Origin of the sequence: Rhodovulum sp. ES.010 (assembly GCF_900142935.1) — a bacterium.
Classification (GTDB): Bacteria; Pseudomonadota; Alphaproteobacteria; order Rhodobacterales; family Rhodobacteraceae; genus Rhodovulum.
In genome coordinates, this window is sequence record NZ_FSRS01000001.1 from 2,357,246 (window position 1) to 2,380,703 (window position 23,458).

Sequence of the window (23,458 nt, forward strand, 5' to 3'; positions counted from 1 at the left end):
ATCGAAGCCCGCCCCCGGAACAAATCGTCCTGAAGAGTGCTATGGAAAAGATACCGATGACCCGCGCGGGCCATGCCGCGCTCGATGAAGAACTGAAAGCGCTCAAGAGCGTCGAGCGGCCGGCGGTCATCCGGGCGATCGCCGAGGCCCGCGAGCATGGCGACCTGTCGGAGAACGCCGAATACCATGCCGCGCGCGAGAAGCAGAGCTTCATCGAGGGACGGATCAAGGAACTCGAGGGACTGCTGTCGCGGGCCGACGTGATCGACCCGGCCAGGCTGTCGGGGCCGATCAAGTTCGGCGCCACGGTCACGCTGGTGGACGAGGACACCGACGAGGAGCGGACCTACCAGATCGTCGGCGAGGCCGAGGCCGATATCGAGAACGGGCTGCTGAACATCAAGTCGCCGCTGGCGCGCGCGCTGATCGGCAAGGAGGAGGGCGACAGCGTCGAGGTGCGCACGCCCGGCGGCGAACGCAGCTACGAGGTGCTGCAGATCCGCTACGTCTGACGCCGGGAGCGGGGAAACATGTCCGGGGAGCGCAAGGACAAGCCGTTCGATCTGGGCTTCTTCGTGCCGCTCGGCCGCGAAGGCGGGGTCACGGCCTCGGACATCGTCGCGCTGGCGCTGAGCGTCGCGTGGCTTTGCATCGCCGGCGCGGTCTTCGCCTTCGTGGGGCGCGACGCGGGCGCGCCGGGCGCCGCCCCGCTCGGTCACATCCTGGTGCTGCTGGCGGTCGTCACGCCGGTCGCGCTGATCTGGGTGGGCGCGGCGGCGACAAAGAGCGCCCGCATCATGCGCCAGGAGGCCGCCCGGCTGGAAGCCGCCATCGACGCGTTGCGGCAGAGCCACATCCAGCAACAGCAGAACGCGGGCGTCGACGTCCGCCCGGCGCTCGAGAAAAAGCTGGAAGAACTCGCCCGCGCCCAGCGCCAGACCGAGAGCGCGCTGGCCACCTTCGCCTCGACCCGCGCCAGAGAGCCCGAGCCGGCCGCGCCGCCCCCCGCCGCCCCCCGCGCGGGCGCAGAGCCGGAGGCGCAGGCCTCGCTCGCGCTCGGGGCCCCGGCCGAGGCGTTGCGGCCGCCGCTGGAGACCCACGAGCTGCTGCGCGCGCTCAATTTTCCCGAGACGACCGGCGACCGCGAAGGGTTCCGGGCGCTGCGCCGGGCGCTGGAGGACCGGATGGCCGCCAAGCTGGTGCGCTCGGCCCAGGACGTGCTGACCCTGCTGAGCCAAGACGGCATCTACATGGACGACCTCAAGCCCGACCGGGCCCGCCCCGAGCTTTGGCGCCGTTTCGCGCAGGGCGAACGGGGCCCCGCGGTGGCGGCGCTGGGCGGCGTGCGCGACCGATCCTGCCTTGCGCTGACGGCGGCGCGCATGAAGCAGGACCCGATCTTCCGCGATGTCGCCCACCATTTCCTGCGCCAGTTCGACCGCCTGATGGTCGAGTTCGAACAGACCGCCAGCGACCAGGAGATCAGCGATCTCGCCGAGACCCGCACCTCCCGCGCGTTCATGCTCCTGGGGCGGGTGACGGGGATGTTCGGCTAGGCCCGCCGCGGCCGCGCGGGGCGCGGGACGCTCCGCCTCATTGCGGATCGGTGGCGCACGGGGTAAGGACATCTCCGGTCGGCGGCCCGTATCGCCGACGCAATCGCGAAGGAGGCAAGAGTTGTTCCAGGTCCTTGCGCTATACCTCGTCCTGTCGCTCATGCTGCTGCTCGGCGCCGCCGCGATGGAGCGCAGCGCGATCCTTGCCAAGCGGATGGGGCCGAACGGCCGCGCGCTTTTGCTGGCGCTGGCGATCTCGGCGGCCGGTGCGCTGCTCGTCACCGCGGCGGCGGCCTTCGCCTGGGGATGGATCAACATGCTCCACGTTCTGGGCGGCCTGATCCTCTATCACGGGATCATGGGCGTGTTCCTGGTGCACGGTCTGCAGGAAGTCTCCGCCCGCGCGTTCGGGCACGAGCCGTCCTGACGCCGCCGCGCCACTGAGCGCGGGCCGGCACCGGGCCAGGGGCCTCACCGCGCATTTTCGGCCAGATACCGTTCGGCGCTTGCCAGGTCGTCGGGAGTGTTCACGTTGAAGAACGGGTCCACCGCGCCGATGGCAAACGTCACCGGCACCGCCCCCCGCGCCCCGACGAAAGCCTCCATCCTGCGCGTGCCGGCGGCCAGCGCCGTGCGGAGCGGGCTGCGCAGGTCCACCCGCCAGAGCGCCGCCGTGGGATGGCGCCGCCCGCCGGATTCCGCGAACGCCACCGCGGCGTCGGCCCGCGCGCGCGCCTCGGCCAGCCGCGCCACCAGATCTTGCGGCAGAAACGGCGTGTCGACCGCCACCGTGGCAAGCAGATCGGCCCCCGCGTCCGCCGCCCAGTCGAGCCCGGCGAGAACGCCCGCAAGCGGCCCCTGCCCGCCGGGGCGCGTATCGGCAAGCACCGGCATCCCCGCCGCCGCATAGGCCCGGGGCGGCCCGTTTGCACTGAGGGCGAGCGCGTCCACCTGCGGGCCGAACCGCGCCGCCACACGGGCGAGCAGGGGGGCGCCGCCAAGCCGGATCAGCGCCTTGTCCGCGCCGCCCATCCGCCGCCCCTCTCCACCGGCCAGGATCACCCCGGCGATCCGCATGGCGCCTCCGACCTTACCCGTTGCATCGTGCGTCCCGACGGCGTACCCCCGCCGGGCACCCCCAAGGTAGAGCCCGCGCATGTCCGCCTCCACCGCCAAATCGCAGTATTGGACCGGCGTGCGCCACGGCGCGCCGTTCATGGTGGTCGTGGGGCCCTTCGCCCTGCTGTTCGGCGTGGTGGGCACCGAGGCCGGCCTGAACCTGGCCGAGGTGATGGGCTTTTCGGTCGTCGTGATCGCCGGCGCCTCGCAGTTCACCGCGGTGCAACTGATGGCGGACGAGGCGCCGACGCTCCTGGTGATCGTCACGGCACTGGCGGTGAACCTGCGCATGGCGATGTATTCCGCCGCGCTGACGCCGCATCTGGGCGCCGCGCCGCTCTGGATACGCGCGCTCGCCGCCTATTTCCTGGTCGATCAGACCTACGCGCTCGGCCAGGCGCGGTTCGAGGCGCGCCCCGAGATGACCCTGTCCGACCGGGTCGCCTACTATTTCGGCGCGGTCACGCCGATCTGCCCGCTGTGGTATGCCGCGACCCTGGCCGGCGCGCTGATCGGCGAGGCGATCCCGCCGGGCTACGCGCTCGACTTCGCGGTGCCGATCACCTTCCTCGCGATGGTCGCCCCCGCGCTCCGCACGCTCGCCCATGTGGCCGCGGCGGTCGTCTCGGTGCTGGTGGCGCTGCTGCTGGCCGGGCTGCCCTACAGCCTGGGCGTGCTGGTCGCCGGGGTCGCGGCGATGGCGGCCGGCGCGCAGGTCGAACTGTGGCTGGGGCGGCGCGCATGACCCAGTCGCCGCTGGTGATATGGCTGGTCATCCTCCTGCTCGGGATCGGGACCTTCCTGATCCGGTTCTCGTTCATAGGGCTGATCGGCGACCGCCGCCTGCCCGCCTGGCTGCTGCGCCACCTGCGCTACACGCCCGTCGCAGTGCTCCCCGCCCTGGTGACGCCGCTTGTCGTCTGGCCCGAGGCGACCGGCGGCGAGCCCGACCCCGCGCGCATGCTGGCGGCGCTGGCCACGCTGGGCGTGGGCTACGCCACCAAGAACGTGCTGGCCGCGATCGGGGCGGGCGGGGTGACGCTTTACGGCATGCTGTTCCTGCTGGGCTGACGCCCGCGGCGTCAGCCGTTCGCGCCGGCGGTCTGCTGGGCGCGCAGGAGGTCGCGATTCTCGTCTGCGTCGTCGTCGCGCACCGTCTCGGTCCGAACGCCGGGCAAGGCGCCGAAGGCCGCCATGATCGGCCTCGGCCGCACGGTGCGCGGGATCGTCTCGAAGCCCGGAAGGCGGTTGAGGATATCGCTGGTCGAGCGGCCGCAAAGCGCCTTGGACACGGCGCCGTACTCCCGGGCGATGCGCAGGGCCTGCTCGGCCACGCCGGGGCTGACCTCCACCGTCTGCAGGACCACGCGGTAGGTTTCGCGCGCGTGGTAGTCGAGGTAGAGGTCGAGGATCTGGGGCGTGATGCCGTGATGCAGGTCGTTGCGTTCCGGCGCGGCGCGGTGCCACCAGCTGCCCGCCGGGTCGAACAGCACGCGCTCGCTGGCGTTGATCATCAGCGCGGAATGCGCCCCCGAGTTGGACCGGTTCGAGACGACCGTGATCAGCGTGACGCTGGGCGGCCCCGGATGGCGATAGGCGGCGCGCGCGACGGCCTCGTCGGGCGCCCAGACGGGCTGGGCGCAGCCGGCCAGGAGCGCGGGCAGCAGGAGGCCGAGCAGCAAACGGCGGATGGCGGTCACGCGATCCGTCGGGGCGCCGGAGGGTTGCGCGCGCATCTGCCTGAACGCGCGGGCCCGACGGCGAAAAAGAGCGCCGCCGGCGCAAGCGAAAGCGTCGGTCAGGACCCCGCTGCCGGCGCGGCAGTGGCTTGTCATGGGGCGATTTTCCCGTGTCGGACCCGTTGGGCGTGCACGCTAGTCGATCCGCGCGGGGCTGTCACGCCCCGTCCGGCCCTGCGTCCTCGTCCTCAAGCTCGCGGGCCAGGCGGAAGCCGATGCGGCGGGGCGCCGCCTCGGCCGTGCTGCGCGGCATCGCCCGCAACATGACGTTGAGTTGGCTGACATGCTGGACGAGCTGGGTGCGCGCGCCGGTCCCGTCCGTGCCGTAGAAGGTGATGATATCGGGGTCGAAATAGCCGATCCCCTCGATCCGGATCACCCCGGGCTCGCCCCCGGTCAGCCCGATCGCCACCTCGTGCTCGTTGTCGAGCTGCTCCTCGAAGTTCTGCAGGTAGAGGATCAGCCGCTGATAGGCCCATTCGGCCGGGCTCTTCCGCTTGACCGGCTTGCGCGCCACGGTCTCCGGCAGGGGCCGCTGTTCGGCCGTCTCGGGCGCATCGGGGTCGGCATGGACCGCGCGGGCCTTCGGCGTGTCGTCATCCGGCATGGCGCACCGCCTGGAACAGCCACGCCCCGTCGTCGCGCTGCCAGCGGCGCGCCCGCCCGGTGAGGTAGAGGTGATTGAGATGCCCCACGGCCTCCACCAGCGCGAGCACATATTCCCCCGGCCCGATCTCGCGCTTGAAGAGCGGCAGGAAACAGTCGCAGGCGGTGCGCGGCTCGGCAAGATGCTCGATCAGCCGGGCAAGCGCGCCATGGTGGTTTTCGGCCAGTTGCCGCAACCGCATCGGCAGGCCGGTAAAGGGCAGCTTGTGGCCCGGCAGGACGAGGTGATCCTCGCGGGCGTGGCGCGCGAAACGGGTGCAGCTTTCCAGCCAGCCGGCGACGGAATCGTTCAGCGGCTCGGTCGCGTAGACCCCGAGATTGGGCGAGATCGACGGCAGGAGCTGGTCGCCGCCGATCACCAGGTGGTCGTCGCGGCTCCAGAGCGTGACATGGTCGGGCGCGTGCCCGTCGCCCAGGCGCACGTCCCAGTCGCGCCCGCCGGCGCGGATAACGTCGCCCTCGCCGAGATTGCGGAAGCCCAGCGGCATCGGCGCCACCGTGTCGGCGAAGTTGAAGGGCCGCTGGTTCGCGCGTTCCTCGTAAAGCGCCGGGTCCATTCCCGCGCCCCGCCAATGGGCGAGCGTCTCGGGCGCGGGGCGCTCCTGCTCGTCCATCTGCAGCATGCGGGCGAAGAGCCAGGCCACCCGCGAGGTCCAGAGGTCGGCCCCGGCCTCCTGGAACCAGCCGGCCAGCCCCACGTGGTCGGGGTGGTGGTGGGTCAGGATCACGCGGGTCACGGGCTTGCCCGCGAGCGGGCCGGCCAGCAGCGCTTCCCACAGCGCCCGGCTCTTGCGCGAGGCGATGCCGGTGTCGACGACGCTCCACCCGTCGCCGTCGTCCAGCGCGAAGACGTTGACGTGGTCGAGCGCCATCGGCAGCGGCAGGCGCAGCCAGAGCACGCCCTCGGCGATCTCGACCGCGCCGTCCGGCGCGGGCGGCTCGGGCAGCGGGTAGCGGATGGGAGAGACGGCGCCGTCCATCATGCCGCCAGATCGTCCGGCGAAAGCGCGTAGAGATCCGCCGCCCCCGCCCGCGCCTGCGCCAGAAGCGCGGCATGCTCGGGCAGGCGGCGCGCGATATAGATCCGCGCGAGCGCCGTGCGCGGCCCCGCCCCGCCGGCGGCCATCGCCGCGGCGAGATGCAGATGACCGCCGAGAAGGCGCGCCCACGCCCTGAGGAACGGCACCGCCCCGGCAAAGCGGTCTTCGAGGTCCTGGCTCAGCATCCACTCCGTCGCCTCGCGCAAGCTCTCGGCGGCGGCCCAGACCTCCCCGGCAAGCTCGGGCAGGACGCGCCGCACCGCCTCGGCCGCCTGCTCGATTTCTTCCAGCAGGCGCCAGGCCGCCTCGCCGCCATCGGCGAGCTTGCGGCCGACGAGGTCCATCGCCTGGATGCCGTTGGTGCCCTCGTAGATCGTTGCCACGCGCACGTCCCGCAGGAATTGCGCGGCGCCCGTTTCCTCGACATAGCCCATGCCGCCATGGACCTGGATGCCCTCCGAGGCCACCTCGACCCCGATATCGGTGCCGAACGCCTTGGCGATCGGCGTGAGAAAGGCCGCGCGCGCGGCCCAGTCCGCCTCACCGGTCGCGGTGGACATGTCGATCGCGACGGCGCAGGAGAGCGCGATGGCGCGCGCGGCGAAAATCTCGGCCTTCATCGTGGCCAGCATCCGCCGCACGTCGGCATGGTCGACGATGGCCCCGGAGCCGTCGCCCACCGGCGTCGCCCCCTGCCGACGCTCCGTCGCGTAGGCCAGCGCCTGCTGGTAGGCGGCCTCGGCCACGCCGATCCCTTGCGTCCCGACCGCCAGGCGCGCGTTGTTCATCATGGTGAACATCGCGGCCAGCCCCTTGTTCTCCTCGCCCACCAGCCAGCCGGTCGCGCCGTCATACTGCATTACCGCGGTCGGGCTGCCATGCAGGCCCATCTTGTGTTCCAGGCTGACCACGCGGAGCCGGTTGGCGACACCCGGCGCCCCGTCCGCGCCGGGAATGTTGCGCGGCAACAGGAACAGGCTGATCCCGCGCGACCCCGGCGGGGCATCGGGCAGCCGCGCCAGCACCAGGTGCACCACGTTCTCCATGAAATCGGCGTCGGCCCAGGTGATATAGATCTTCTGCCCGGTGATCGCGTAGGTGCCGTCGCCGTTCGGGCGCGCGACGGTGCGCAGCGCGCCGACATCGCTGCCGGCCTGCGGTTCGGTCAGGTTCATCGTCCCCGACCACGCGCCCGCAATCAGCTTGGGCAGATACAGCGCCTTGATCGCGTCGCTCGCGTGATGGGTCAGCGCCTCGATCTGGCCCTGGGTCAGGAGCGGGTTGGTCTGCAGCGCGAGGCAGGCCCCGCTCATCATGTCGTTGACCGCCGCGGCCAGGGTCTGGGGCAGCCCCATGCCGCCATGGTCCGGGGAGGCGGCAAGCCCGACCCAGCCGCCCTCGGCCAGCGCGCGCTGGCCCTCGGCGAAACCGGGGCTGGTGCGCACCACACCGTTTTCCAGCCGCGCCGGGTGCAGGTCGCCGGCCCGTTGCAGCGGCGCGAGCACCTCGTCGCAGAGCTTGCCGGCCTCCGACAGGATCGCCGCGGCGACATCGGGCGTCGCCTCGGCAAAGCGCGGCGTTGCCGTCACCTGGCCCAGCCCGACGACATGCTCGCAGATGAAGCGGACCTCCTCCACCGGGGCTCGGTACGGCATGGCTTCCTCCCTCGCGATGCGGCCTGTTCCCGCGCCGGCACATCCTGTATGTGACCCCGAAGCGCCCGTCAAAGCGTAACCGAAGCCGCCGGCCCATCAAGGCACGACGCCACGTCAAAGGAGATTGCCGCCGTGTCCGCAGAGCTGCTGCCGCCCGATGCGGCGGGCTTGGCCCGCGCCGCGGAGATGCTACGGGACGGCGGGCTCGTCGCCTTCCCGACCGAGACGGTCTACGGGCTGGGCGCGGATGCGACCTCGGACAGAGCCGTGGCGCGGGTGTTCGAGGCCAAGGGCCGGCCGCGGTTCAACCCGCTCATCATCCACCTGCCCGACATCGCCGCGGCGCGCCGCGTCGCGCGCTTCGGCGACGCGGCCGAGCGGCTGGCCGACGCGTTCTGGCCGGGCGCGCTGACGCTGGTTCTGCCGCTGCGGCCCGAGGCCGGCCTGTCGCCGCTGGTCAGCGCGGGGCTTCCGACCGTGGCGCTGCGCGTGCCAGACCACCCGATGGCGCAGGGGCTGCTTGCCGCGTTCGGCGGCCCGGTGGTCGGGCCCTCGGCGAACCCGTCGGGCAGCGTCAGCCCGACCCGAGCCGCGCATGTGCTGGCCGGGCTGGGCGACCGGATCGCGGCGGTGGTGGACGGCGGCCCCTGCGCGGTGGGCGTGGAATCGACCATCGTGGGCACCGACCCGGCGCCCACGCTGCTGCGCCCCGGCGGGCTCCCCGTCGAGGCGATCGAGGCCTGCCTCGGCGCCCCGCTCGCCTCCCGCGGCGCGGAAGCCGGGGTCACTGCGCCGGGGCAGCTTTCGTCGCATTACGCCCCCGGCGCGCAGGTCGTGCTGGAGGCCTCGACGCCGCCTTCCGGCGCGCTCTGGCTGGGCTTCGGGCCGGGCTGCGACGGGGCGACGCTGAACCTGTCGCCCTCGGGCGATCTGGTCGAGGCGGCGGCCAACCTGTTCCACGCGCTGCGGGAGCTCGACGCCCGCGCCGCGCCCGGACAGCCGATCGCGGTGGCGCCGGTCCCCGACCACGGCCTTGGACGGGCGATCAACGACCGGCTGCGCCGGGCCGCCGCACCGCGAGACTGAGACTCAGGCCCGCCCCGCTGCGGGCGACAGCATCAACGGGTCGATCCCGAGCGTGCCGAGCGCCCGCTCCCATTTGGTCGCATCGCTCTTGTCGAAGACGAGGTCGGGCGCCGCATCGCAGGTGAGCCAGCCGTTCTCCTGGATCTCGCCCTCCAGCTGCCCCGGCCCCCAGCCGGCATAGCCAAGCGCCAGAAGCGACTCGGCGGGGCCCTCGCCCCTGGCGATGTCCTCCAGGATATCCAGCGTCGCGGTCATGCCGAACCGGGTGTCGACCCGCAATGTCGTGTCGCTGCCGGAATTGTAGTCGCCGCTGTGCAGGACGAACCCGCGCGCATGTTCCACCGGCCCGCCGAAATGCACCCGGATGTCGCGCGCGCCGGGGGCCTTTGGAATGTCGAGCTGGTCGAGCAGGTCCGAGAAGGACAATTCCGCCATCGGCTTGTTGACGATCAGCCCCATCGCGCCCTCCTCGGAATAGGCACAGAGGAACACCACGCTCTTGTCGAAGCGCGGGTCGCCCATGCCTGGCATCGCGATCAGAAGCTTGCCGCCAAGTTGCATTCTGCACCTTCCGCTTGTGCGTTCCCTTGACAATGTGGCGCGGGCCGGGCCCGCGCAAGGGCGCGCGGGCACTATTTTCGCGGCCCTCTCGCCCGAAAGTGATTTCCTGCCCGCGGCGGCATCCCTATCTTGGCGGCATGAGTTACACCCTGTTCCGTTCCCTGTGCGCCGCCGCGCTGCTTGCCGCCGCGGCGGTCCCGACCGCAAACGCCGACGCGCCGGAAGGCGTGATCAGCGCCGAGTTCATTCCCGGCTGGCAAACCGACCGCGGCACCTACATGGCCGGTCTGCACCTGCGGCTGGCCCCCGGCTGGAAGACCTACTGGCGCGCGCCCGGCGATGCCGGCATTCCGCCCCGCTTCGACTGGGCGGGGTCGCGGAACATTGCGGGCGCAGAGCTGCACTGGCCGACGCCGCGGGTGTTCGTCTCGAACGGGTTGCGGACGATCGGCTACGAGAACGACGTCGTGCTTCCGATCGAGATCACCCCGCAGGAGGCCGGCCGGCCGATGGACCTGCGCGGCCGGGTCGAACTTGGGGTCTGCCAGGACATCTGCATGCCGCTGGAGCTCAGCCTGACGGGCCACCTGCCCGACGCGCCCCGCCCGGCGCCGATCCGCGCCGCCCTCGCCGACCGGCCGATGAGCGCGGGCGAAGCGCAGGTGCGGGGCGTGCGCTGCGCCGTCGAGCCGATTTCGGACGGGCTGCGGCTGACCGCCGAGATCGACCTGCCCACGCTCGGGGGGCGCGAGGCGGCGGTGTTCGAACTGGCCGACCCGTCGATCTGGATCTCGGAGGCGGACATGACGCGTGACGGCGACCGCCTCGTTGCGCGCGCCGACCTGGTGCCGGTGAGCGGACAGCCCTTCGCGCTCGACCGCTCCACGGTGCGGATCACGCTTCTGGGGGAGAGCCGGGCCGTCGATATCCGCGGCTGCACGGGGCGCTGACCGCCCCAGGGCCGCGCAAGTGCCGCGCCGGGACGTCCCGGAGAATTGTCACGCGCGGCGCGACCGGACCGCACCGCGCCGGCTGAACACGAGGGCAGCGACGGCGTAGACCAGGATCAGGAACACGCCCGACGCGGCGACGAAGAGCGCCAGGGCCACGCCCATGCCCGCCGCCTCGCCCAGCCCGGGCCAGATCGCGGCGAGCGCGCCCGACACGGTGCCCGTCACCATCGCCGCCCCCAGCGTCATCGCGAAGAGCACGCCGAGACCCAGCGCCGCGCCCCCTGCCACGACCGCCATGCCGCGCGCGCGGGAGGACACGCCGAAGGCATGGCGCACGGCCCGCACCTGCCGGCCGATATCGTGCTGCGCCGCCAGCAACGCCGGGACCACCAGCAGCACCAGCACCACGCCGAAGCCCAGCCCGTAGACCAGCGTGATGACGGTGGGTTTCAGGAACTGCGCCTGCTGCGAGGTTTCGAACAGAAGCGGCGCAAGGCCCAGAACGGTCGTCAGCGTGGTCAGGATCACGGGCCGGAGCCGATCCGCCGCCGCATCCACGATGGCCGGCTCCAGCCCGCGCGTTTCGGCGTATTCGTCGACCGTGCTGACCAGGACGATCGAGTCGTTGATGATGATTCCCACCATCCCGATCAGGCCGACCACGGTGAACATCGACAGCGGCACGTCCCAGACCATGTGGCCGTAGATCGTGCCCACCAGCCCGAACGGGATGATCGCCATTACCACCGCGGGCCGCGTCCAGCTCGAGAAGATCCAGGCCAGCACCAGATAGATGCCCAGAAGGCAGAGGATCAGCCCGTCGCGCGCATCCGACAGGAATTCCCGCTCCTGCTCGGCCAGCCCCGACAGCCGCCAGGCGACGCCCTTTTCGCTTTCGATCCGGGGCAGGATCACCTCGCGCAGCTCGTCCATGATCTCTTCGGCGCGGGCCGGATCGTCCTCGGACAGGTCGCCGCTGACCGAGACGACTCTCAGGCCGTTCTCGCGCCGGACGGTCGAGAAGCCGGTGCGCTCTTCCACCGTCACGAGATCGGCCAGCGGCAGGTATTCGCCCGAGGGCGCGCGCAGGAGCGTGCGTTCGAGGAAATCCGACGTCAGCTCGCCCGCGGGCAGTTCCACGCGGATCGCCGAAGACCGCGGGCCGTCGGGGAAGGTGGCGGCCTCGATGCCGTTGAGCCGGTCGCGCAACACCCGCCCGAGGCTGTCGATGGTGAAGCCCAGCGCCGCGCCCTGGGGCGTGAGGTCGAGGATCAGTTCCTCCTTGTCGTAGGCCATGCTGTCCTCGAGCGCGGAGACCTCGCCATAGGGGGCGAGCGCGGTCTTCAGCGCCTCGGCCGCCGATTTCAGCGTGTCGGCCTCGGCGCCGTAGAACTGCACGTCGAGCGCGTCGCCGCCCGGCCCCGACCGCCAGCCGCGGAAACTGACCGTCTCGGCCTTCGGGTGCTGGCGGACCTCGTCCTGCAAGGCGGCCACGAACTGGAACGAGGAATAGGGCCGCAGGTCGGGGTCGATCAGCTCGATCGCGATGGACCCCAGGAGATCGACATCCTTGGTGTCCGCGCCCGACAGCCCGCGCCCGGTATTGCCGCCGATTTCGGCGATCACGTAGTCGACGGGGTTGCGGCCGTGTTCCTCTGCGTAGCGGTCGGCCACCGCCTCGGTCGCGCGCTGCATCTCGCGCATCATCTCCAGCGTGTCGGCGCGGGTGGCGCCCGGCAGCATCGCGAAATTGCCCGAGACGGAACTCTGCTCGGGCGCGTTGAAGAAGCGCCACGGGATGTCGCCGCGGATGAACAGCGCGACCTGGCCGGCCAGCAGCACCACGGTCAACGCCAGAACCGGGTAGCGCGCCCGGATCACGAACCACATGAAGGGCCGGAACAGCCGCTCGCGCGTCCAGCGGAAGGCGCGGTTGAAGACGCGCGAGGGCAGGTCGTACCAGTGGTCTTTCGCCGAGTGCATCAGCGCGTGCGCCATGTGGTTCGGGAGGATCAGGAAGCACTCCACCAGCGAAGCGGTCAGCACCGCGATCACGGTGAAGGGGATGTCGGCGATCATGTGGCCGAACCGCCCGCCCACGGCGACCAGCGCGAAGAAGGCGATGATCGTGGTCAGGGTCGCGGAAAACACCGGCGCCGACATCCGCCGCGCGGCGTTCTCGGCGGCGGTCACCGGGTCCTCGCCCAGCTGGCGCGCCCGGAAATCGGCATGCTCGCCCACCACGATCGCGTCGTCGACCACGATGCCCAGCGTGATGATCAGCGCGAAGAGCGAGATCATGTTGAGGGTGAGTCCCGCCACATACATCAGCGCGATGGTGGCCAGCATCGCGACGGGAATGCCGGCCGCGACCCAGAAGGCGGTGCGCGCGTTGAGAAACAGGAACAACAACGCCAGCACCAGACCCAGCCCCAGCAGCCCGTTGTCGAGCAGGATGTCGAGCCGGCCCGAGATGTATTCGGCGCGGGTGCGGATCAGGTCGACCGAGACGCCTTCGGGCAGGGTCGTCTCGAGATCGGCCACGACGCCCTCGACCCGGCGCTGCAACGCGATCGCGTCGCCCCGGTCGGACCGGTCCACCCGGATCGAGATCGCCGGGTCCTCGCCCACGAAATAGGTGCGCTCGCGGTCCACGCCCTCGACGCGCAATGTGGCGACGTCGCCGACGGTCAGCGCCGAGCCGTCCGGGTTCGAGCGCAGGACCAGCGCGGCGATCTGGTCGGCCGCGCGCGTCTCCACGCCGGTCCGCACCCGCGCGTTGCCGCCGCCCACGTCGCCGGCCGGGGCGGTGTCGACCTCGGCCGCGATCACCGCGGCGATCTCGGCCATGGTCACGTCGTGGCGGATGAGTTCCGCGGACGGCACCTCTATGATGGTCTCGGGCGCGGCGAGCCCCCGTATGGTCGTGCGCGTCACGCCCTCGGCGAAGAGCCGCGCCACCAGTTCGTCGGCGAACCGGCCCAGCTGGTCCACCGCCACGGGCCCGGTGAGGACGATGTCGGTCACCCGGTCGCGCCAGGCGCCGCGGCGCACCTCGGGCTCCTCGGCCTCCTCGGGCAGTTCGGTGATCCCGTCGACGGCAGCCTGCACCTCGTCGGCGGCGCGGCCCATGTCCCAGCCGGGCTCGAAATCCAGCGTGATCGAGGCCCGCCCCTCGGTGGAGCGGGAGCCGGTCTCCTCGACCCCCTCCACCGCCATCAGCGCGGGTTCGAGAAGCTGGACGATCCCGGCATCGACATCCTCGGCCCCCGCCCCTTCCCAGACGACCGAGACGGTGACGTTGTCGATCACGATATCGGGGAAGAACTGCGCCCGCATCCGCGGCGCGGCGGCCAGGCCCAGCGCGATCAGTACGACCAGCAACAGGTTGGCGGCCGTGCGGTGGCGGGCGAAGTAGGACAGAACCCCGCCGGCGGCGCTGGGGATGCGGCGCGCCACGGCCTAGCCCCCCATCCGGGATTCGATCCGCTCGACCATGCCGGCGGGCACGAGGTCCTGTTCCAGCTGGGCCCTGACCCGCGCCTTGGCCTCGCTGGGCATCATCGCGCTGCCCTCGATGAAGGCGATAAGGGCGGCCCGGCGCTCGGGCGTCAGCGCGACCATCTCAGGCGGCGCGGGCGCGGCATCCGCCTCGGGACGGATCGGGCGCACCTTGATGCCGGCGCCCAGAAGCGGTGTGCGTTCGGCCACCACCTCGCGCCCGGCAAGCCCCGCGGCCCGCACGATCACGTCGTCGCCCTGGCGCCGCAACAGTTCCACCGGGGCGCTCTCCAGCCTGTCGTTCCCGGTCAGCACCAGCACCTCGGAGGCGGCGTTCAGCGCCGTCGACGGCAACCGCGCGACCCGGTCGAGCGCCGGCTCCTGCAACCGGACCGTCACGAAATCGCCCGGCCGGAAGCCGGGGGCCGCGTCGAGCCGGGCATAGAGCAGCCGGCCCACCTGCCCCTCGGCCACCGCGCCGCTTTCGCGGGTCAGCTCTCCCGACGCCTCGAGATCGGCACCGAACACGTCCAGCACGGCCGTCACCGGCATCGGCTGCATCGCGCCGTCCTGCAACAGCCGCGTGTATTGCCCGGTCGAGACGCGGAAGGCGACTTCCAGCGCGTCCGGGTCGATCAGGTCGGCCACCCGCTCGTTCGCCGAGACCAGCCCGCCCTCGACCAGCGAGACGTCGCTGAGCACGCCGCCGAAGGCCGCGCGCAACTCGGTGTCGGCAAGGTCGCGCTCGGCCTCGGCCAGGGCGATGCGCGCGCGGGCCAACGCGGTGCGGGCCGTGGCCAGCGCGGCCTCGGCCTGGGCGACGGACTGGCGGCGCGCGACCACCGCCTGGCTCGCGGCCGCCGCGGCGAACTCCGCCTCCTCCACCATGGCGTCGGTGCCGACCCCGCGGTCACGCAGGTCGCGCTGGCGGCCCAGGGCCTGCGCGCGCAACCGCGCCTGGTCTTCGGTCGCGACCAGTTCCTCGCGCGCCAACTCCAGCGTGCGTTCGGCATCGGCCAGGTCGGCCTCGGACTCCTCGAGGTCGGTTCGCGCGATGTCGAGCGCCCATCGCGCGTCGCTCGGGTCCACCCGCAGGATCACCTCGCCCGCCGCGACGCGCCCGCCTTCCTCGAACGCGGGGTGCAGCTCGACCACACGCCCGCCGGCCGCGGCGCGCAGTTCAAGCGTGCGGCGCGAGCGGACCTCGCCGAAGGCGGTCAGGACGGGAGCGATGGTCCGGGGCTCCACCCGCACGACATTGACCGAGAAGACCCGCTCCCGCGCCGGGCGCTCGCGCGGTTCGTCGGACAGACGCGCCTGGATCGCCGAGGTGACGGAATGGCCCGCATAGGCCAGCAGACCGGCAGTCACCGCCAGCAGGAACAGCCCGACGAGGCTCCGGCGGAGAAATCCCATTTGCCAACTTCCTTTTCCGGCCGGGGAAACCGTCACGCGCGTCAATCACATAGTGGCCGGGCGCGCGGGCGCCAAGCCACTAATGCGTTACGCAGGATGCAGCTATTTCCGTCGCCGGTGTTCGTCGAGGCGGGGAAAGATCTCGACGAAGTTGCAGGGGCGGTGCCGGTAATCGAACTGGTGGACGAGGATCTCGTCCCAGGCATCCTTGCAGGCGCCGGGGCTGCCGGGCAGCGCGAAGAGGTAGGTGCCCCGGGCCACCCCGCCGGTCGCGCGGCTTTGCACCGCGGAGGTGCCGATCTTCTGCATCGAGACGATGGTAAAGACCGTGGCGAAGGCCTCGATCTCCTTTTCGTAGACGTCCCGGTGCGCGTCGACGGTGACGTCGCGCCCCGTGAGCCCGGTGCCGCCGGTGGAGATCACCACGTCGATCTCGGGGTCGGCGCACCACGCGCGCAACTGCTCGGCGATGGTCGGCCGCTCGTCGGGCACGATCCTGCGGTCGGCGACGACATGGCCCGCCCCTTCGATCCGGTCGACCAGGGTCTGGCCGGAGCGGTCCTCCTCGGGCGTGCGGGTATCGGACACGGTCAGCACCGCGACCCGGACGGGCACGAACGCCTTGGCCTCGTCGATCCCGCTCACGCCGCGCCCTCGATCTCGAACCAGTTGACCGAGGGGCCGAGATTCACCACGCGGGTCTCGCCGATCATGCCCGCCTTCCCCCAGCAGTCGTGGATGTGGCCACAAAGCGCGAGTTGCGGACGGCAGCGCTTGATGACCTCGCGGATCGCGACGGACCCCACCGACTGGCCCGTGGACGTGACATCGGCCACGCCCTTGGGCGGGGAGTGGACGACCAGCACGTCGGTCTTGACGCAACCGGCCATCAACTCTTCGGCCTCCGCCTCGGTCAGGTCGCAGGACCAGTCGCCGAACGGCGTGGGCGGCACACCGTAACCGAGGCCGAAGAACCGCACGCCGCCGATCTCGCAACCGTCGCCGTGCAGCACATGGGCGCCCCGGGGCGCGGCCAGTCGCAATTCCTCGTCGCTTTCACAATTGCCGGGCACCATCACGAAGGGGCGGTCGATGCCCGACAGCATCTCCATGGCCTGGTCCAACCCCTCGCGGCGGTTGCAGAAATCGCCCGCGCCGATCACCACGTCGGCCTCCGGCGCGGCGGCGACCAGTTGCGCGGCGGCGCGCCGCGAAAGGTGCAGGTCGGAAAAGGCGAGTATCTTCATGGGGTCTCCTTCAGGCGGGCCTGCAGCATCAGCAGATCGTGCCAGGCCTCGCGTTTCGCATGCGGGTTTCGAAGCAGGTAGGCGGGGTGGAACATCGGCAGCGCCGGGCGACCGAGCGCCTCGCCCCACTTGCCGCGCAGGCGCGTGATTCCCTTGCGGCCCAGAAGCGCGCCGCAGGAATGGTTGCCCATCAGCACCAGCACGTCCGGGTCCACCAGCGCCACGTGGCGTTCGACGAAGGGCAGCAGCATCGCCACCTCGTGGGGTTTCGGGTCGCGGTTCTGCGGCGGGCGCCAAGGCAGGATGTTGGTGATGTAGAGCGCCTTTTCGGCCGCCGGGGCCGCCCGGCCCATCCCGATGCAGTCGAACATCCGGTCCAGAAGCTGCCCGGCACGGCCGACGAAGGGCTTGCCCTGGATATCCTCATCGCGGCCCGGCGCCTCGCCGATCACCATGACGCGGGCCGCCGGGTTGCCGTCGGCGAAGACGAGGTTGCGCGCGCCCTTCTTCAGTTCGCAATGGGCGAAGTCGCCAAGCGCCGCGCGCAGCGCGTCGAGATCGCGGGCCGCGGAGGCCGCGGCGTGGGCGACCTCGACCGGGTCCACCTCGGGCGCGGGCGGCGGGAGGTCCGGGCGCGGCGGCGTCTGCGGCCCGGCGGCCGGCACGGCGGGGCGGGGCGGCTCGGCCTCGTAGCGGTTCACGGGCGTATCCCCGATCGCCTCGGTCGCGCCGAGTTCGATCTGCCAGCGCAGCAGCGCCAGCGCCGTATGCCCGTCCAGTCCCGACTCCATGGCCAGAGGCTAGGCCGCGCCGCGGGCGGCGGCAATGGGCATCGGGTCCCTTGCCGGGCCCCGGCACGCTTCCTATAAGCGGGGCGATCATGTCGGAGGCCCCATGACGTTCCGCTTGCGCCACCTGCTGGGCATCGAGCCGCTCGGTCCGGGCGATATCCGCGCCGTCCTCGACCTCGCCGACCAATATGTCGACCTCAGCCGCAGCACGACGAAGCATTCCGATATCCTGGCCGGGCTGACCCAGATCAACATGTTCTTCGAGGCCTCCACCCGCACCCAGGCGAGCTTCGAGATCGCGGGCAAGCGCCTTGGCGCGGACGTGATGAACATGGCGATGCAGGCGTCCAGCATCAAAAAGGGCGAGACGCTGATCGACACGGCGCTGACGCTGAACGCGATGCATCCCGACCTGCTGGTGGTGCGGCATCCGCAATCGGGGGCGGTGGATCTGCTGGCGCAAAAGGTCAATTGCGCGGTGCTGAACGCGGGCGACGGGCGGCACGAACACCCGACCCAGGCGCTTCTCGACGCGTTGACGATCCGGCGGGCCAAGGGGCGGCTGCACCGGCTGGTGGTGGCGATCTGCGGCGACATCGCGCATAGCCGCGTGGCCCGGTCGAACATTCAGCTGCTGGGCAAGATGGAGAACCGGGTGCGCCTGATCGGCCCGCCCACGCTGATCCCCGCGCGGGCCGCCGAGTTCGGGGTCGAGGTCTATGACGACATGCGCGAGGGGCTGGCGGGCGCCGACGTGGTGGTGATGCTGCGCCTCCAGAAAGAGCGGATGGATGGAGGCTTCATCCCCTCGGAGCGCGAATACTACCACCGCTTCGGGCTGGACGCCGAGAAGCTGGCCCATGCCAAGGACGACGCCATCGTGATGCATCCCGGGCCGATGAACCGCGGCGTGGAGATCGACGGCACGCTGGCCGACGACATCAACCGATCCGTGATCCAGGAACAGGTCGAGATGGGGGTGGCGGTCAGGATGGCGGCGATGGACCTTCTGGCGCGGAACCTGCGCGCCGAACGCGCCGGGGAGGGCGGCGTCTATGTTTGATCCGACCAAGGAAACGCCGCCGGAGGCGGACGAGCGGGCGGTGGCGCGCTTCCGCGCCGACCGCGGCACCTACATCAAGGCGCATCTGTTGCTGGCGCTCGTGGGCGGTGCGGTGGCAACGGCCGTGCTGGCGGCGATCGGCAATCCTCACCCCTGGGTCGGGATCGTGGCCGCGGTGCTGGGTGTCGGCGTGCGCGGCGCCTACCTGATGAGCGAGGAACTGTCGGCGGTCTGGACGCTGACCGACCGCGCGCTGGTCGGCCCAGACGGGCGGCGCGTGCTTCTGGAAAACGTCGAGAAGGTGCGCAAGCTCGGCAGCGCGGCGCAGGTGATCACGCGGACCGGCGACAAGCACCTGATCAAGTTCCTCGCCGACCCCGACGCGGTGCGCGCGCAGATCGATGGGGCGCGGGGCGCATGAGGACGGCCTTCACCGACGCCCGCCTGATCGACCCCGAGGCCGGGACCGACGCGCCCGGGTGGCTGCTGGTCGAGGACGGGACGATCCGCGCCACCGGCACCGGCGAGGCGCCCGCGGCCGAGCGTGTCGTCGACTGCGCCGGCAAGTGCCTCGCCCCCGGTATCGTCGATATCGGCGTGAAGGTCTGCGAACCGGGCGAGCGGCACAAGGAGAGCTTCGGCTCGGCCGGAGCGGCGGCCGCGGCCGGCGGCGTGACCACGATGGTCACGCGTCCCGACACGGTGCCGGCCATCGACACCCCCGAAGTGCTGGAATTCGTCATCCGCCGCGCGCGCGAGGCCAGCCCGATCCGCATCAGGCCGATGGCCGCGCTGACAAAGGGGCGCGCCGGGCGCGAGATGGTCGAGATCGGATTCCTGCAGGATGCGGGCGCCGTAGCCTTCACCGATGGCGACAGGGTGGTCGAGAACACCAAGGTGCTGAGCCGCGCCATGACCTATGCGCGCAGCCTGGGCGCGCTGGTCATGGCGCACCCGCAGGAGCCGGGCCTGTCGGACGGGGCCTGCGCGACCAGCGGCAAGTTCGCCTCGCTGCGCGGGCTTCCGGCGGTCTCGCCCATGGCGGAACGCATGGCGCTGGATCGCGACCTGGCGCTGGTCGAGATGACCGGCGTCAAATACCACGCCGACCAGATCACCGCGGCCCGCGCCCTGCCGGCGCTGGAACGCGCCAAAGCCAACGGCCGCGACGTGACCGCGGGCGTGTCGATCCACCACCTCACGCTGAACGAGCTGGACGTCGGCGACTACCGCACCTTCTTCAAGGTGAAACCGCCGCTCAGGGCCGAGGACGACCGGGTGGCCCTGGTGGAGGCGGTCGGCACGGGGCTCATCGACGTGATCTCCTCGATGCACACGCCGCAGGACGAGGAATCGAAACGCCTGCCCTTCGAGGAGGCGGCCAGCGGCGCGGTGGGGCTGGAGACGCTTCTGCCCGCGGCGATGCGGCTGTATCACGCCGGCGCCATCGACCTGCCGCGGCTGTGGCGCGCGCTGTCGCTGAACCCGGCGCGGCGGCTGGGACTGGAGGGCGGCCGCCTGGCGGCAGGCGCGCCGGCGGACCTGGTGCTGTTCGACCCCGAGTCTCCGTTTGTCCTGAACAGGTTCGCGCTTCGGTCGAAGTCGAAGAACACGCCGTTCGACGGGGCCAGGATGCAGGGCCGCGTGCTGGGCACCTGGGTGGCTGGCAGCCGCGTTTTCGGAGAGGACTAGACGATGCCCGTTTTCGACACCGCGCCGCTGATCCTGGGTCTGGTCGCGCTGGCGGCCTATCTGCTGGGTGCGGTGCCCTTCGGCATCGTGATGGCACGCCTGTTCGGGCTGGGCGATTTGCGCAAGATCGGCTCGGGCAATATCGGCGCGACGAACGTGCTGCGCACCGGCAACAAGCTGGCGGCGTTCCTGACGCTGGCGCTGGACGCGGGCAAGGGCGGCATCGCGGTGCTGATCGCCCGTGCGCTGGCCGGCGAGGACGCGGCGCAAGTCGCCGGGCTCGCCGCCTTCCTGGGCCATGTTTTCCCGGTTTACCTGGGGTTCAGGGGCGGCAAGGGCGTGGCCACCTTCCTGGGCACGCTGCTGGCGCTGGCCTGGCCGGTGGGGCTGGCGGCCTGCGGGACGTGGCTGATCGTGGCGGCGGCGCTGCGCTATTCGTCGCTGTCGGCACTTGTCGCGGCGGGGCTGGCGCCGGTCTGGGCGATCGTGCTTGGGCATGGCGACATGGCGGTTCTGGGCGCGCTTCTGGCGGTGCTGATCTATGTCCGCCACGCGGAGAATATCCGCCGGCTGCGGGCCGGGACCGAGACCAGGATCGGCAAGAAGGGCTGACCGGCAAGCGCCGGACGCCATAGCCGCATGTGAGTGCCGTGTGGCCTTTGTCAGCTCCGGTGCGCCCGCCGGGCCGGTGTCAGTAGCTGAACTCGGCGTAAATCCGGCTGAGATCGCCCTGCCAATCGCCGTGATACTGTTCCAGCAACTCGTCCGCGGGCGCCTTGCCGGTCTCGACGCTGTCTTCCAGCGCGTGCAGGAAGTGGCGTTCGTCCTGCACCATGCCGCCGAGGCCGGGGCGCGCCCGCGCCTTGAGGCCCGAGCGGGCGATCAGAACCACCTCGGCGGCGAGCGACAGCATCGAACGCCCGTTCACCACAGCCTGAAGCCCGTCGACCGAGGCGGCCACGCGCCAGGCCTCGCGGGTTTCGGCATCCCAGTGCTTGACCAGGTCCCAGGCGGCATCCAGCGCCGACTGATTGTAGGTCAGCCCCACCCAAAGCGCGGGCAGCGCGCAGAGCCGCCGCCACGGGCCGCCATCGGCGCCACGCATTTCGATGAACTTCTTGATGCGGGCCTCGGGGAAGATCGTGGTCAGGTGGTCGGCCCAGTCCGAGAGCGTCGGCGTCTCGCCCGGCAGGGCCGGCAGCTTGCCGTTCAGGAAATCGCGGAAGGACTGGCCCAGCGCGTCGATGTATTCCCCGTCGCGGTAGACGAAATACATCGGTACGTCCAAGGCATAGTCCACCCACCGCTCGAAGCCGAACCCGTCCTCGAACACGAAGGGCAGCATGCCGGTCCGCGCGGGGTCGAGGTCGCGCCAGACGCGGGAGCGCCAGGACTTGTGACCGTTGGGCTTGCCCTCGAGGAAGGGCGAGTTGGCGAAAAGCGCGGTGGCGACGGGTTGCAGCGCCAGTGCGACGCGCAGCTTTTTCACCATGTCGGCCTCGGAGGCGAAGTCGAGATTCACCTGCACGGTGCAGGTGCGATACATCATCGTCTTGCCCATGGTGCCGACGCGGTCCATGTAGTCGGTCATCAGCCGATAGCGCCCCTTGGGCATCATCGGCATGTCCTCGTGGCGCCAGATCGGTGCGGCGCCGAGGCCGATGAAGCCCACCCCGATCTCGTCGGCGACATCCTTCACCTCGCGCAGGTGCTCGTTCACCTCGTCGCAGGTCTGGTGGATGGTCTCCAGCGGCGCGCCGGAGAGCTCGAGCTGGCCGCCCGGCTCCAGGCTGACATTCGCGCCGTCCTTCTGCAGGCCGATGATGTTGTCCGACTCGAAGATCGGGTCCCAGCCGTGGCGGTCGCGCAGGCCCTCCAGCACCGCCTTGACCGAGTGGGGGCCGTCATAGGGGATGGGCTTCAGCGTATCCTTGCAATAGCCGAACTTCTCGTGCTCGGTGCCGATCCGCCAGTCGTCCTTCGGCTTGCAGCCGGCCTCGAGATATTCAGCCAATTGGGCATGGGACTCGATCGGGCCGCCGCCGGACTGGGGAATGGACATGGGGCAACGGCCTCCGGTTCGTTCGCGTCGTTCGGCCCGTCACCTGCGGCGGTCGGTCGCTCAAGTCAAGGCCGGACGGCCCTCCCGGCGCCAGACCGTGACCGGCCCGTCACTCGGGGGCCTGTCGAGCGCGGCGAGGATATGCCCGGCCCGCGCGCCGGGCAATGAGACGAAAGCATCGAACAGGGCATCCGCACCCTTGGCGGCGGCGGGGATCGTGACTGTCGGATAGCCCTCTTGCGACAGGCGCCAGCAGCGCGCGCCCTGCCGGTCGAAGACCATCTCGACGGTATCGAGTTCGCTGAGCGCGACAAAGCCGCCGTTGTCCGGCGCAAGATAGGTAATCTGGCCCTCGTCCACCTGCACCACGCCCGGCGCGCGGCCCTCGGCATGGAAGCGAAGCTGCCGGATCGCCGCGACGGCCAGTCCGGCCCCGACAAGCACGAAGAGCACCCCCAGCCCCTGATAGAAATAGCCGCCGAAGCCGAACACCCAGCCCCCCACGGCCGCGACGAACAGCGCCCCGAAGAGATCGCGCCAGCGCAACAGCCGCGCGAGGATCTCGGGCCGGATCATGCCCAGTCCCCCAGCGCCTGCTGCCAGACGGTCAGCGCCGCCACCGCCGCCGTGTCGGCGCGCAGCACGCGCGGGCCGAGGCTGACCGGATGCGCAAAGGGCAGCGCGCGGAGGCGGTCGCGCTCGGCCTCCGAGAACCCGCCTTCGGGGCCGATGAGAATTGCCCAGGGGCCGGGGGCGGCGTCGCCCAGCGCGCGGCCCGCACCGGCCAGCATCTCGTCGCAGAACATCAGCCGGCGGCCGTGGGGCCAGCCCTCCAGCACCTCGGACAGTTTCCGCATCTCGCAGACCTCTGGCACGAAGGTGCCGCCGCATTGCTCGGCCGCCTCGACGGCATGGGCCTGCAGCCGGTCGCGGCGGATTCGCTCGGCATTGGTGAAATCGGTCTGCACGGGGCAGATGCGCGCCGCGCCCATCTCGGCCGCCTTCTCGACGATGAAATCGGTGCGCGCCTTCTTGATCGGCGCGAAGAACAGCCACAGGTCCGGGGGCGGCTGCAAGGGCCGGGTTTGCGCCTCGCAGACCAGCGTGCCGCCCTTCTTGCCGGCCTCGGCCACGCGGGCCAGCCATTCGCCCGACCGGCCGTCGAAGACCAGCACCCGGTCGCCGGCGGCAAGCCGCATCACGGAAAAGAGATAATGCGCCTGATCCCGCGACAGAGGAACGGTTTGCCCCTCCCCCAAGGGCTGCTCTACATAGAGCCTGATTTTCGCTGACCGGCTATCGCTCATGGGG

At 71.2% G+C, this 23,458-nt stretch carries 25 protein-coding genes; 11 read left to right on the top strand and 14 right to left on the bottom strand.

Annotation, left to right across the window (positions count from 1 at the left end):
- Positions 1 to 41: 41 nt before the first annotated feature.
- From greA to BUR28_RS11535, 3 genes are all read left to right on the top strand, one after another.
- Positions 42 to 512: a transcription elongation factor GreA gene (gene greA, locus BUR28_RS11525; protein ID WP_074220257.1), complete on the top strand. Its 471-nt coding sequence runs from the start codon at positions 42 to 44 to the stop codon at positions 510 to 512.
- Between the two features lie 18 nt (positions 513 to 530).
- Positions 531 to 1,556, top strand: coding sequence for a hypothetical protein (locus tag BUR28_RS11530; protein WP_074220258.1), 1,026 nt, complete (start codon positions 531 to 533; stop codon positions 1,554 to 1,556).
- Between the two features lie 121 nt (positions 1,557 to 1,677).
- Positions 1,678 to 1,983, top strand: coding sequence for a hypothetical protein (locus tag BUR28_RS11535; RefSeq protein ID WP_074220259.1), 306 nt, complete (start codon positions 1,678 to 1,680; stop codon positions 1,981 to 1,983).
- A 44-nt stretch (positions 1,984 to 2,027) separates the two neighbouring features.
- Here BUR28_RS11535 and mobA read toward each other — a convergent pair whose 3' ends face one another.
- Positions 2,028 to 2,633, bottom strand: a complete 606-nt coding sequence (gene mobA / locus BUR28_RS11540; protein WP_074220260.1) for a molybdenum cofactor guanylyltransferase MobA — start codon at positions 2,631 to 2,633, stop codon at positions 2,028 to 2,030.
- A 79-nt stretch (positions 2,634 to 2,712) separates the two neighbouring features.
- On the opposite strand from mobA, the gene BUR28_RS11545 reads away from it, so the two are divergent.
- Positions 2,713 to 3,420 (top strand): AzlC family ABC transporter permease, encoded by a 708-nt coding sequence (locus BUR28_RS11545; RefSeq protein ID WP_074220261.1) that lies wholly within the window; start codon positions 2,713 to 2,715, stop codon positions 3,418 to 3,420.
- Positions 3,417 to 3,746: an AzlD domain-containing protein gene (locus BUR28_RS11550; RefSeq protein WP_074220262.1), complete on the top strand. Its 330-nt coding sequence runs from the start codon at positions 3,417 to 3,419 to the stop codon at positions 3,744 to 3,746. Before BUR28_RS11545 ends, BUR28_RS11550 begins: the two co-directional genes overlap by 4 nt.
- A gap of 11 nt (positions 3,747 to 3,757) precedes the next feature.
- Here the strand turns inward: BUR28_RS11550 and BUR28_RS11555 are convergent, their stop codons facing one another.
- The 4 genes from BUR28_RS11555 to BUR28_RS11570 all read right to left on the bottom strand — a co-directional run bounded on the left by BUR28_RS11555 (position 3,758) and on the right by BUR28_RS11570 (position 7,775).
- Positions 3,758 to 4,375, bottom strand: a complete 618-nt coding sequence (locus tag BUR28_RS11555) for a hypothetical protein (RefSeq protein WP_371441593.1) — start codon at positions 4,373 to 4,375, stop codon at positions 3,758 to 3,760.
- Positions 4,376 to 4,571: 196 nt separating this feature from the next.
- A complete protein-coding gene (locus tag BUR28_RS11560) occupies positions 4,572 to 5,021 on the bottom strand; it encodes a DUF6173 family protein (RefSeq protein WP_074220263.1) in 450 nt (149 codons plus the stop codon).
- Positions 5,011 to 6,060, bottom strand: coding sequence for an MBL fold metallo-hydrolase (locus tag BUR28_RS11565; protein ID WP_074221620.1), 1,050 nt, complete (start codon positions 6,058 to 6,060; stop codon positions 5,011 to 5,013). The genes BUR28_RS11560 and BUR28_RS11565 overlap by 11 nt, the downstream gene beginning before the upstream one ends.
- Positions 6,060 to 7,775: an acyl-CoA dehydrogenase gene (locus BUR28_RS11570; RefSeq protein WP_074220264.1), complete on the bottom strand. Its 1,716-nt coding sequence runs from the start codon at positions 7,773 to 7,775 to the stop codon at positions 6,060 to 6,062. Before BUR28_RS11570 ends, BUR28_RS11565 begins: the two co-directional genes overlap by 1 nt.
- A 132-nt stretch (positions 7,776 to 7,907) precedes the next feature.
- Between BUR28_RS11570 and BUR28_RS11575 the strand changes: the two genes are divergently transcribed.
- Complete coding sequence (locus BUR28_RS11575) at positions 7,908 to 8,861, top strand: L-threonylcarbamoyladenylate synthase (protein WP_371441594.1); 954 nt, start codon at positions 7,908 to 7,910, stop codon at positions 8,859 to 8,861.
- Positions 8,862 to 8,864: 3 nt separating this feature from the next.
- Here BUR28_RS11575 and BUR28_RS11580 read toward each other — a convergent pair whose 3' ends face one another.
- Positions 8,865 to 9,494, bottom strand: coding sequence for a YqgE/AlgH family protein (locus BUR28_RS11580; protein ID WP_256370884.1), 630 nt, complete (start codon positions 9,492 to 9,494; stop codon positions 8,865 to 8,867).
- A gap of 65 nt (positions 9,495 to 9,559) precedes the next feature.
- Between BUR28_RS11580 and BUR28_RS11585 the strand changes: the two genes are divergently transcribed.
- Positions 9,560 to 10,372: a protein-disulfide reductase DsbD domain-containing protein gene (locus BUR28_RS11585; RefSeq protein ID WP_074220267.1), complete on the top strand. Its 813-nt coding sequence runs from the start codon at positions 9,560 to 9,562 to the stop codon at positions 10,370 to 10,372.
- Between the two features lie 48 nt (positions 10,373 to 10,420).
- Here BUR28_RS11585 and BUR28_RS11590 read toward each other — a convergent pair whose 3' ends face one another.
- The 5 genes from BUR28_RS11590 to BUR28_RS11610 form a co-directional block, all read right to left on the bottom strand.
- Entirely contained in the window at positions 10,421 to 13,834 is a 3,414-nt protein-coding gene (locus BUR28_RS11590) for an efflux RND transporter permease subunit (RefSeq protein WP_074220268.1), read from the bottom strand.
- 3 nt (positions 13,835 to 13,837) lie between these two features.
- The gene (locus tag BUR28_RS11595; protein WP_074220269.1) at positions 13,838 to 15,292 is read right to left on the bottom strand and encodes an efflux RND transporter periplasmic adaptor subunit; all 1,455 of its coding nucleotides are present in this window, start codon (positions 15,290 to 15,292) and stop codon (positions 13,838 to 13,840) included.
- 102 nt (positions 15,293 to 15,394) lie between these two features.
- Positions 15,395 to 15,937, bottom strand: a complete 543-nt coding sequence (moaB, locus tag BUR28_RS11600) for a molybdenum cofactor biosynthesis protein B (protein WP_074220270.1) — start codon at positions 15,935 to 15,937, stop codon at positions 15,395 to 15,397.
- On the bottom strand, positions 15,934 to 16,539 hold the full coding sequence (locus BUR28_RS11605) for a metallophosphoesterase family protein (RefSeq protein WP_074220271.1): 606 nt from the start codon (positions 16,537 to 16,539) through the stop codon (positions 15,934 to 15,936). Before BUR28_RS11605 ends, moaB begins: the two co-directional genes overlap by 4 nt.
- On the bottom strand, positions 16,536 to 17,330 hold the full coding sequence (locus tag BUR28_RS11610) for a uracil-DNA glycosylase (protein WP_074220272.1): 795 nt from the start codon (positions 17,328 to 17,330) through the stop codon (positions 16,536 to 16,538). Before BUR28_RS11610 ends, BUR28_RS11605 begins: the two co-directional genes overlap by 4 nt.
- 103 nt (positions 17,331 to 17,433) lie before the next feature.
- On the opposite strand from BUR28_RS11610, the gene BUR28_RS11615 reads away from it, so the two are divergent.
- From BUR28_RS11615 to plsY, 4 genes are read left to right on the top strand one after another with little or no spacing between them, the layout of a single operon-like run.
- Positions 17,434 to 18,393 (top strand): aspartate carbamoyltransferase catalytic subunit, encoded by a 960-nt coding sequence (locus BUR28_RS11615; RefSeq protein WP_074220273.1) that lies wholly within the window; start codon positions 17,434 to 17,436, stop codon positions 18,391 to 18,393.
- Positions 18,386 to 18,814 carry a hypothetical protein gene (locus BUR28_RS11620; protein ID WP_074220274.1) on the top strand — a complete coding sequence of 143 codons (429 nt, stop codon included), beginning with the start codon at positions 18,386 to 18,388 and terminating at the stop codon, positions 18,812 to 18,814. Before BUR28_RS11615 ends, BUR28_RS11620 begins: the two co-directional genes overlap by 8 nt.
- Positions 18,811 to 20,085: a dihydroorotase gene (gene pyrC, locus BUR28_RS11625; protein WP_074220275.1), complete on the top strand. Its 1,275-nt coding sequence runs from the start codon at positions 18,811 to 18,813 to the stop codon at positions 20,083 to 20,085. The genes BUR28_RS11620 and pyrC overlap by 4 nt, the downstream gene beginning before the upstream one ends.
- A gap of 3 nt (positions 20,086 to 20,088) precedes the next feature.
- A complete protein-coding gene (gene plsY, locus BUR28_RS11630) occupies positions 20,089 to 20,697 on the top strand; it encodes a glycerol-3-phosphate 1-O-acyltransferase PlsY (RefSeq protein WP_074220276.1) in 609 nt (202 codons plus the stop codon).
- A gap of 79 nt (positions 20,698 to 20,776) precedes the next feature.
- Here plsY and BUR28_RS11635 read toward each other — a convergent pair whose 3' ends face one another.
- Genes BUR28_RS11635 through BUR28_RS11645 form a run of 3 tightly spaced genes read right to left on the bottom strand, consistent with a single transcriptional unit; the run spans position 20,777 to position 23,454 of the window.
- Positions 20,777 to 22,147, bottom strand: coding sequence for a glutamate--cysteine ligase (locus tag BUR28_RS11635; RefSeq protein ID WP_074220277.1), 1,371 nt, complete (start codon positions 22,145 to 22,147; stop codon positions 20,777 to 20,779).
- Between the two features lie 60 nt (positions 22,148 to 22,207).
- Positions 22,208 to 22,723 carry a hypothetical protein gene (locus BUR28_RS11640; protein WP_074220278.1) on the bottom strand — a complete coding sequence of 172 codons (516 nt, stop codon included), beginning with the start codon at positions 22,721 to 22,723 and terminating at the stop codon, positions 22,208 to 22,210.
- Positions 22,720 to 23,454: a 16S rRNA (uracil(1498)-N(3))-methyltransferase gene (locus BUR28_RS11645; protein ID WP_074220279.1), complete on the bottom strand. Its 735-nt coding sequence runs from the start codon at positions 23,452 to 23,454 to the stop codon at positions 22,720 to 22,722. The genes BUR28_RS11640 and BUR28_RS11645 overlap by 4 nt, the downstream gene beginning before the upstream one ends.
- Positions 23,455 to 23,458 lie beyond the last annotated feature (4 nt).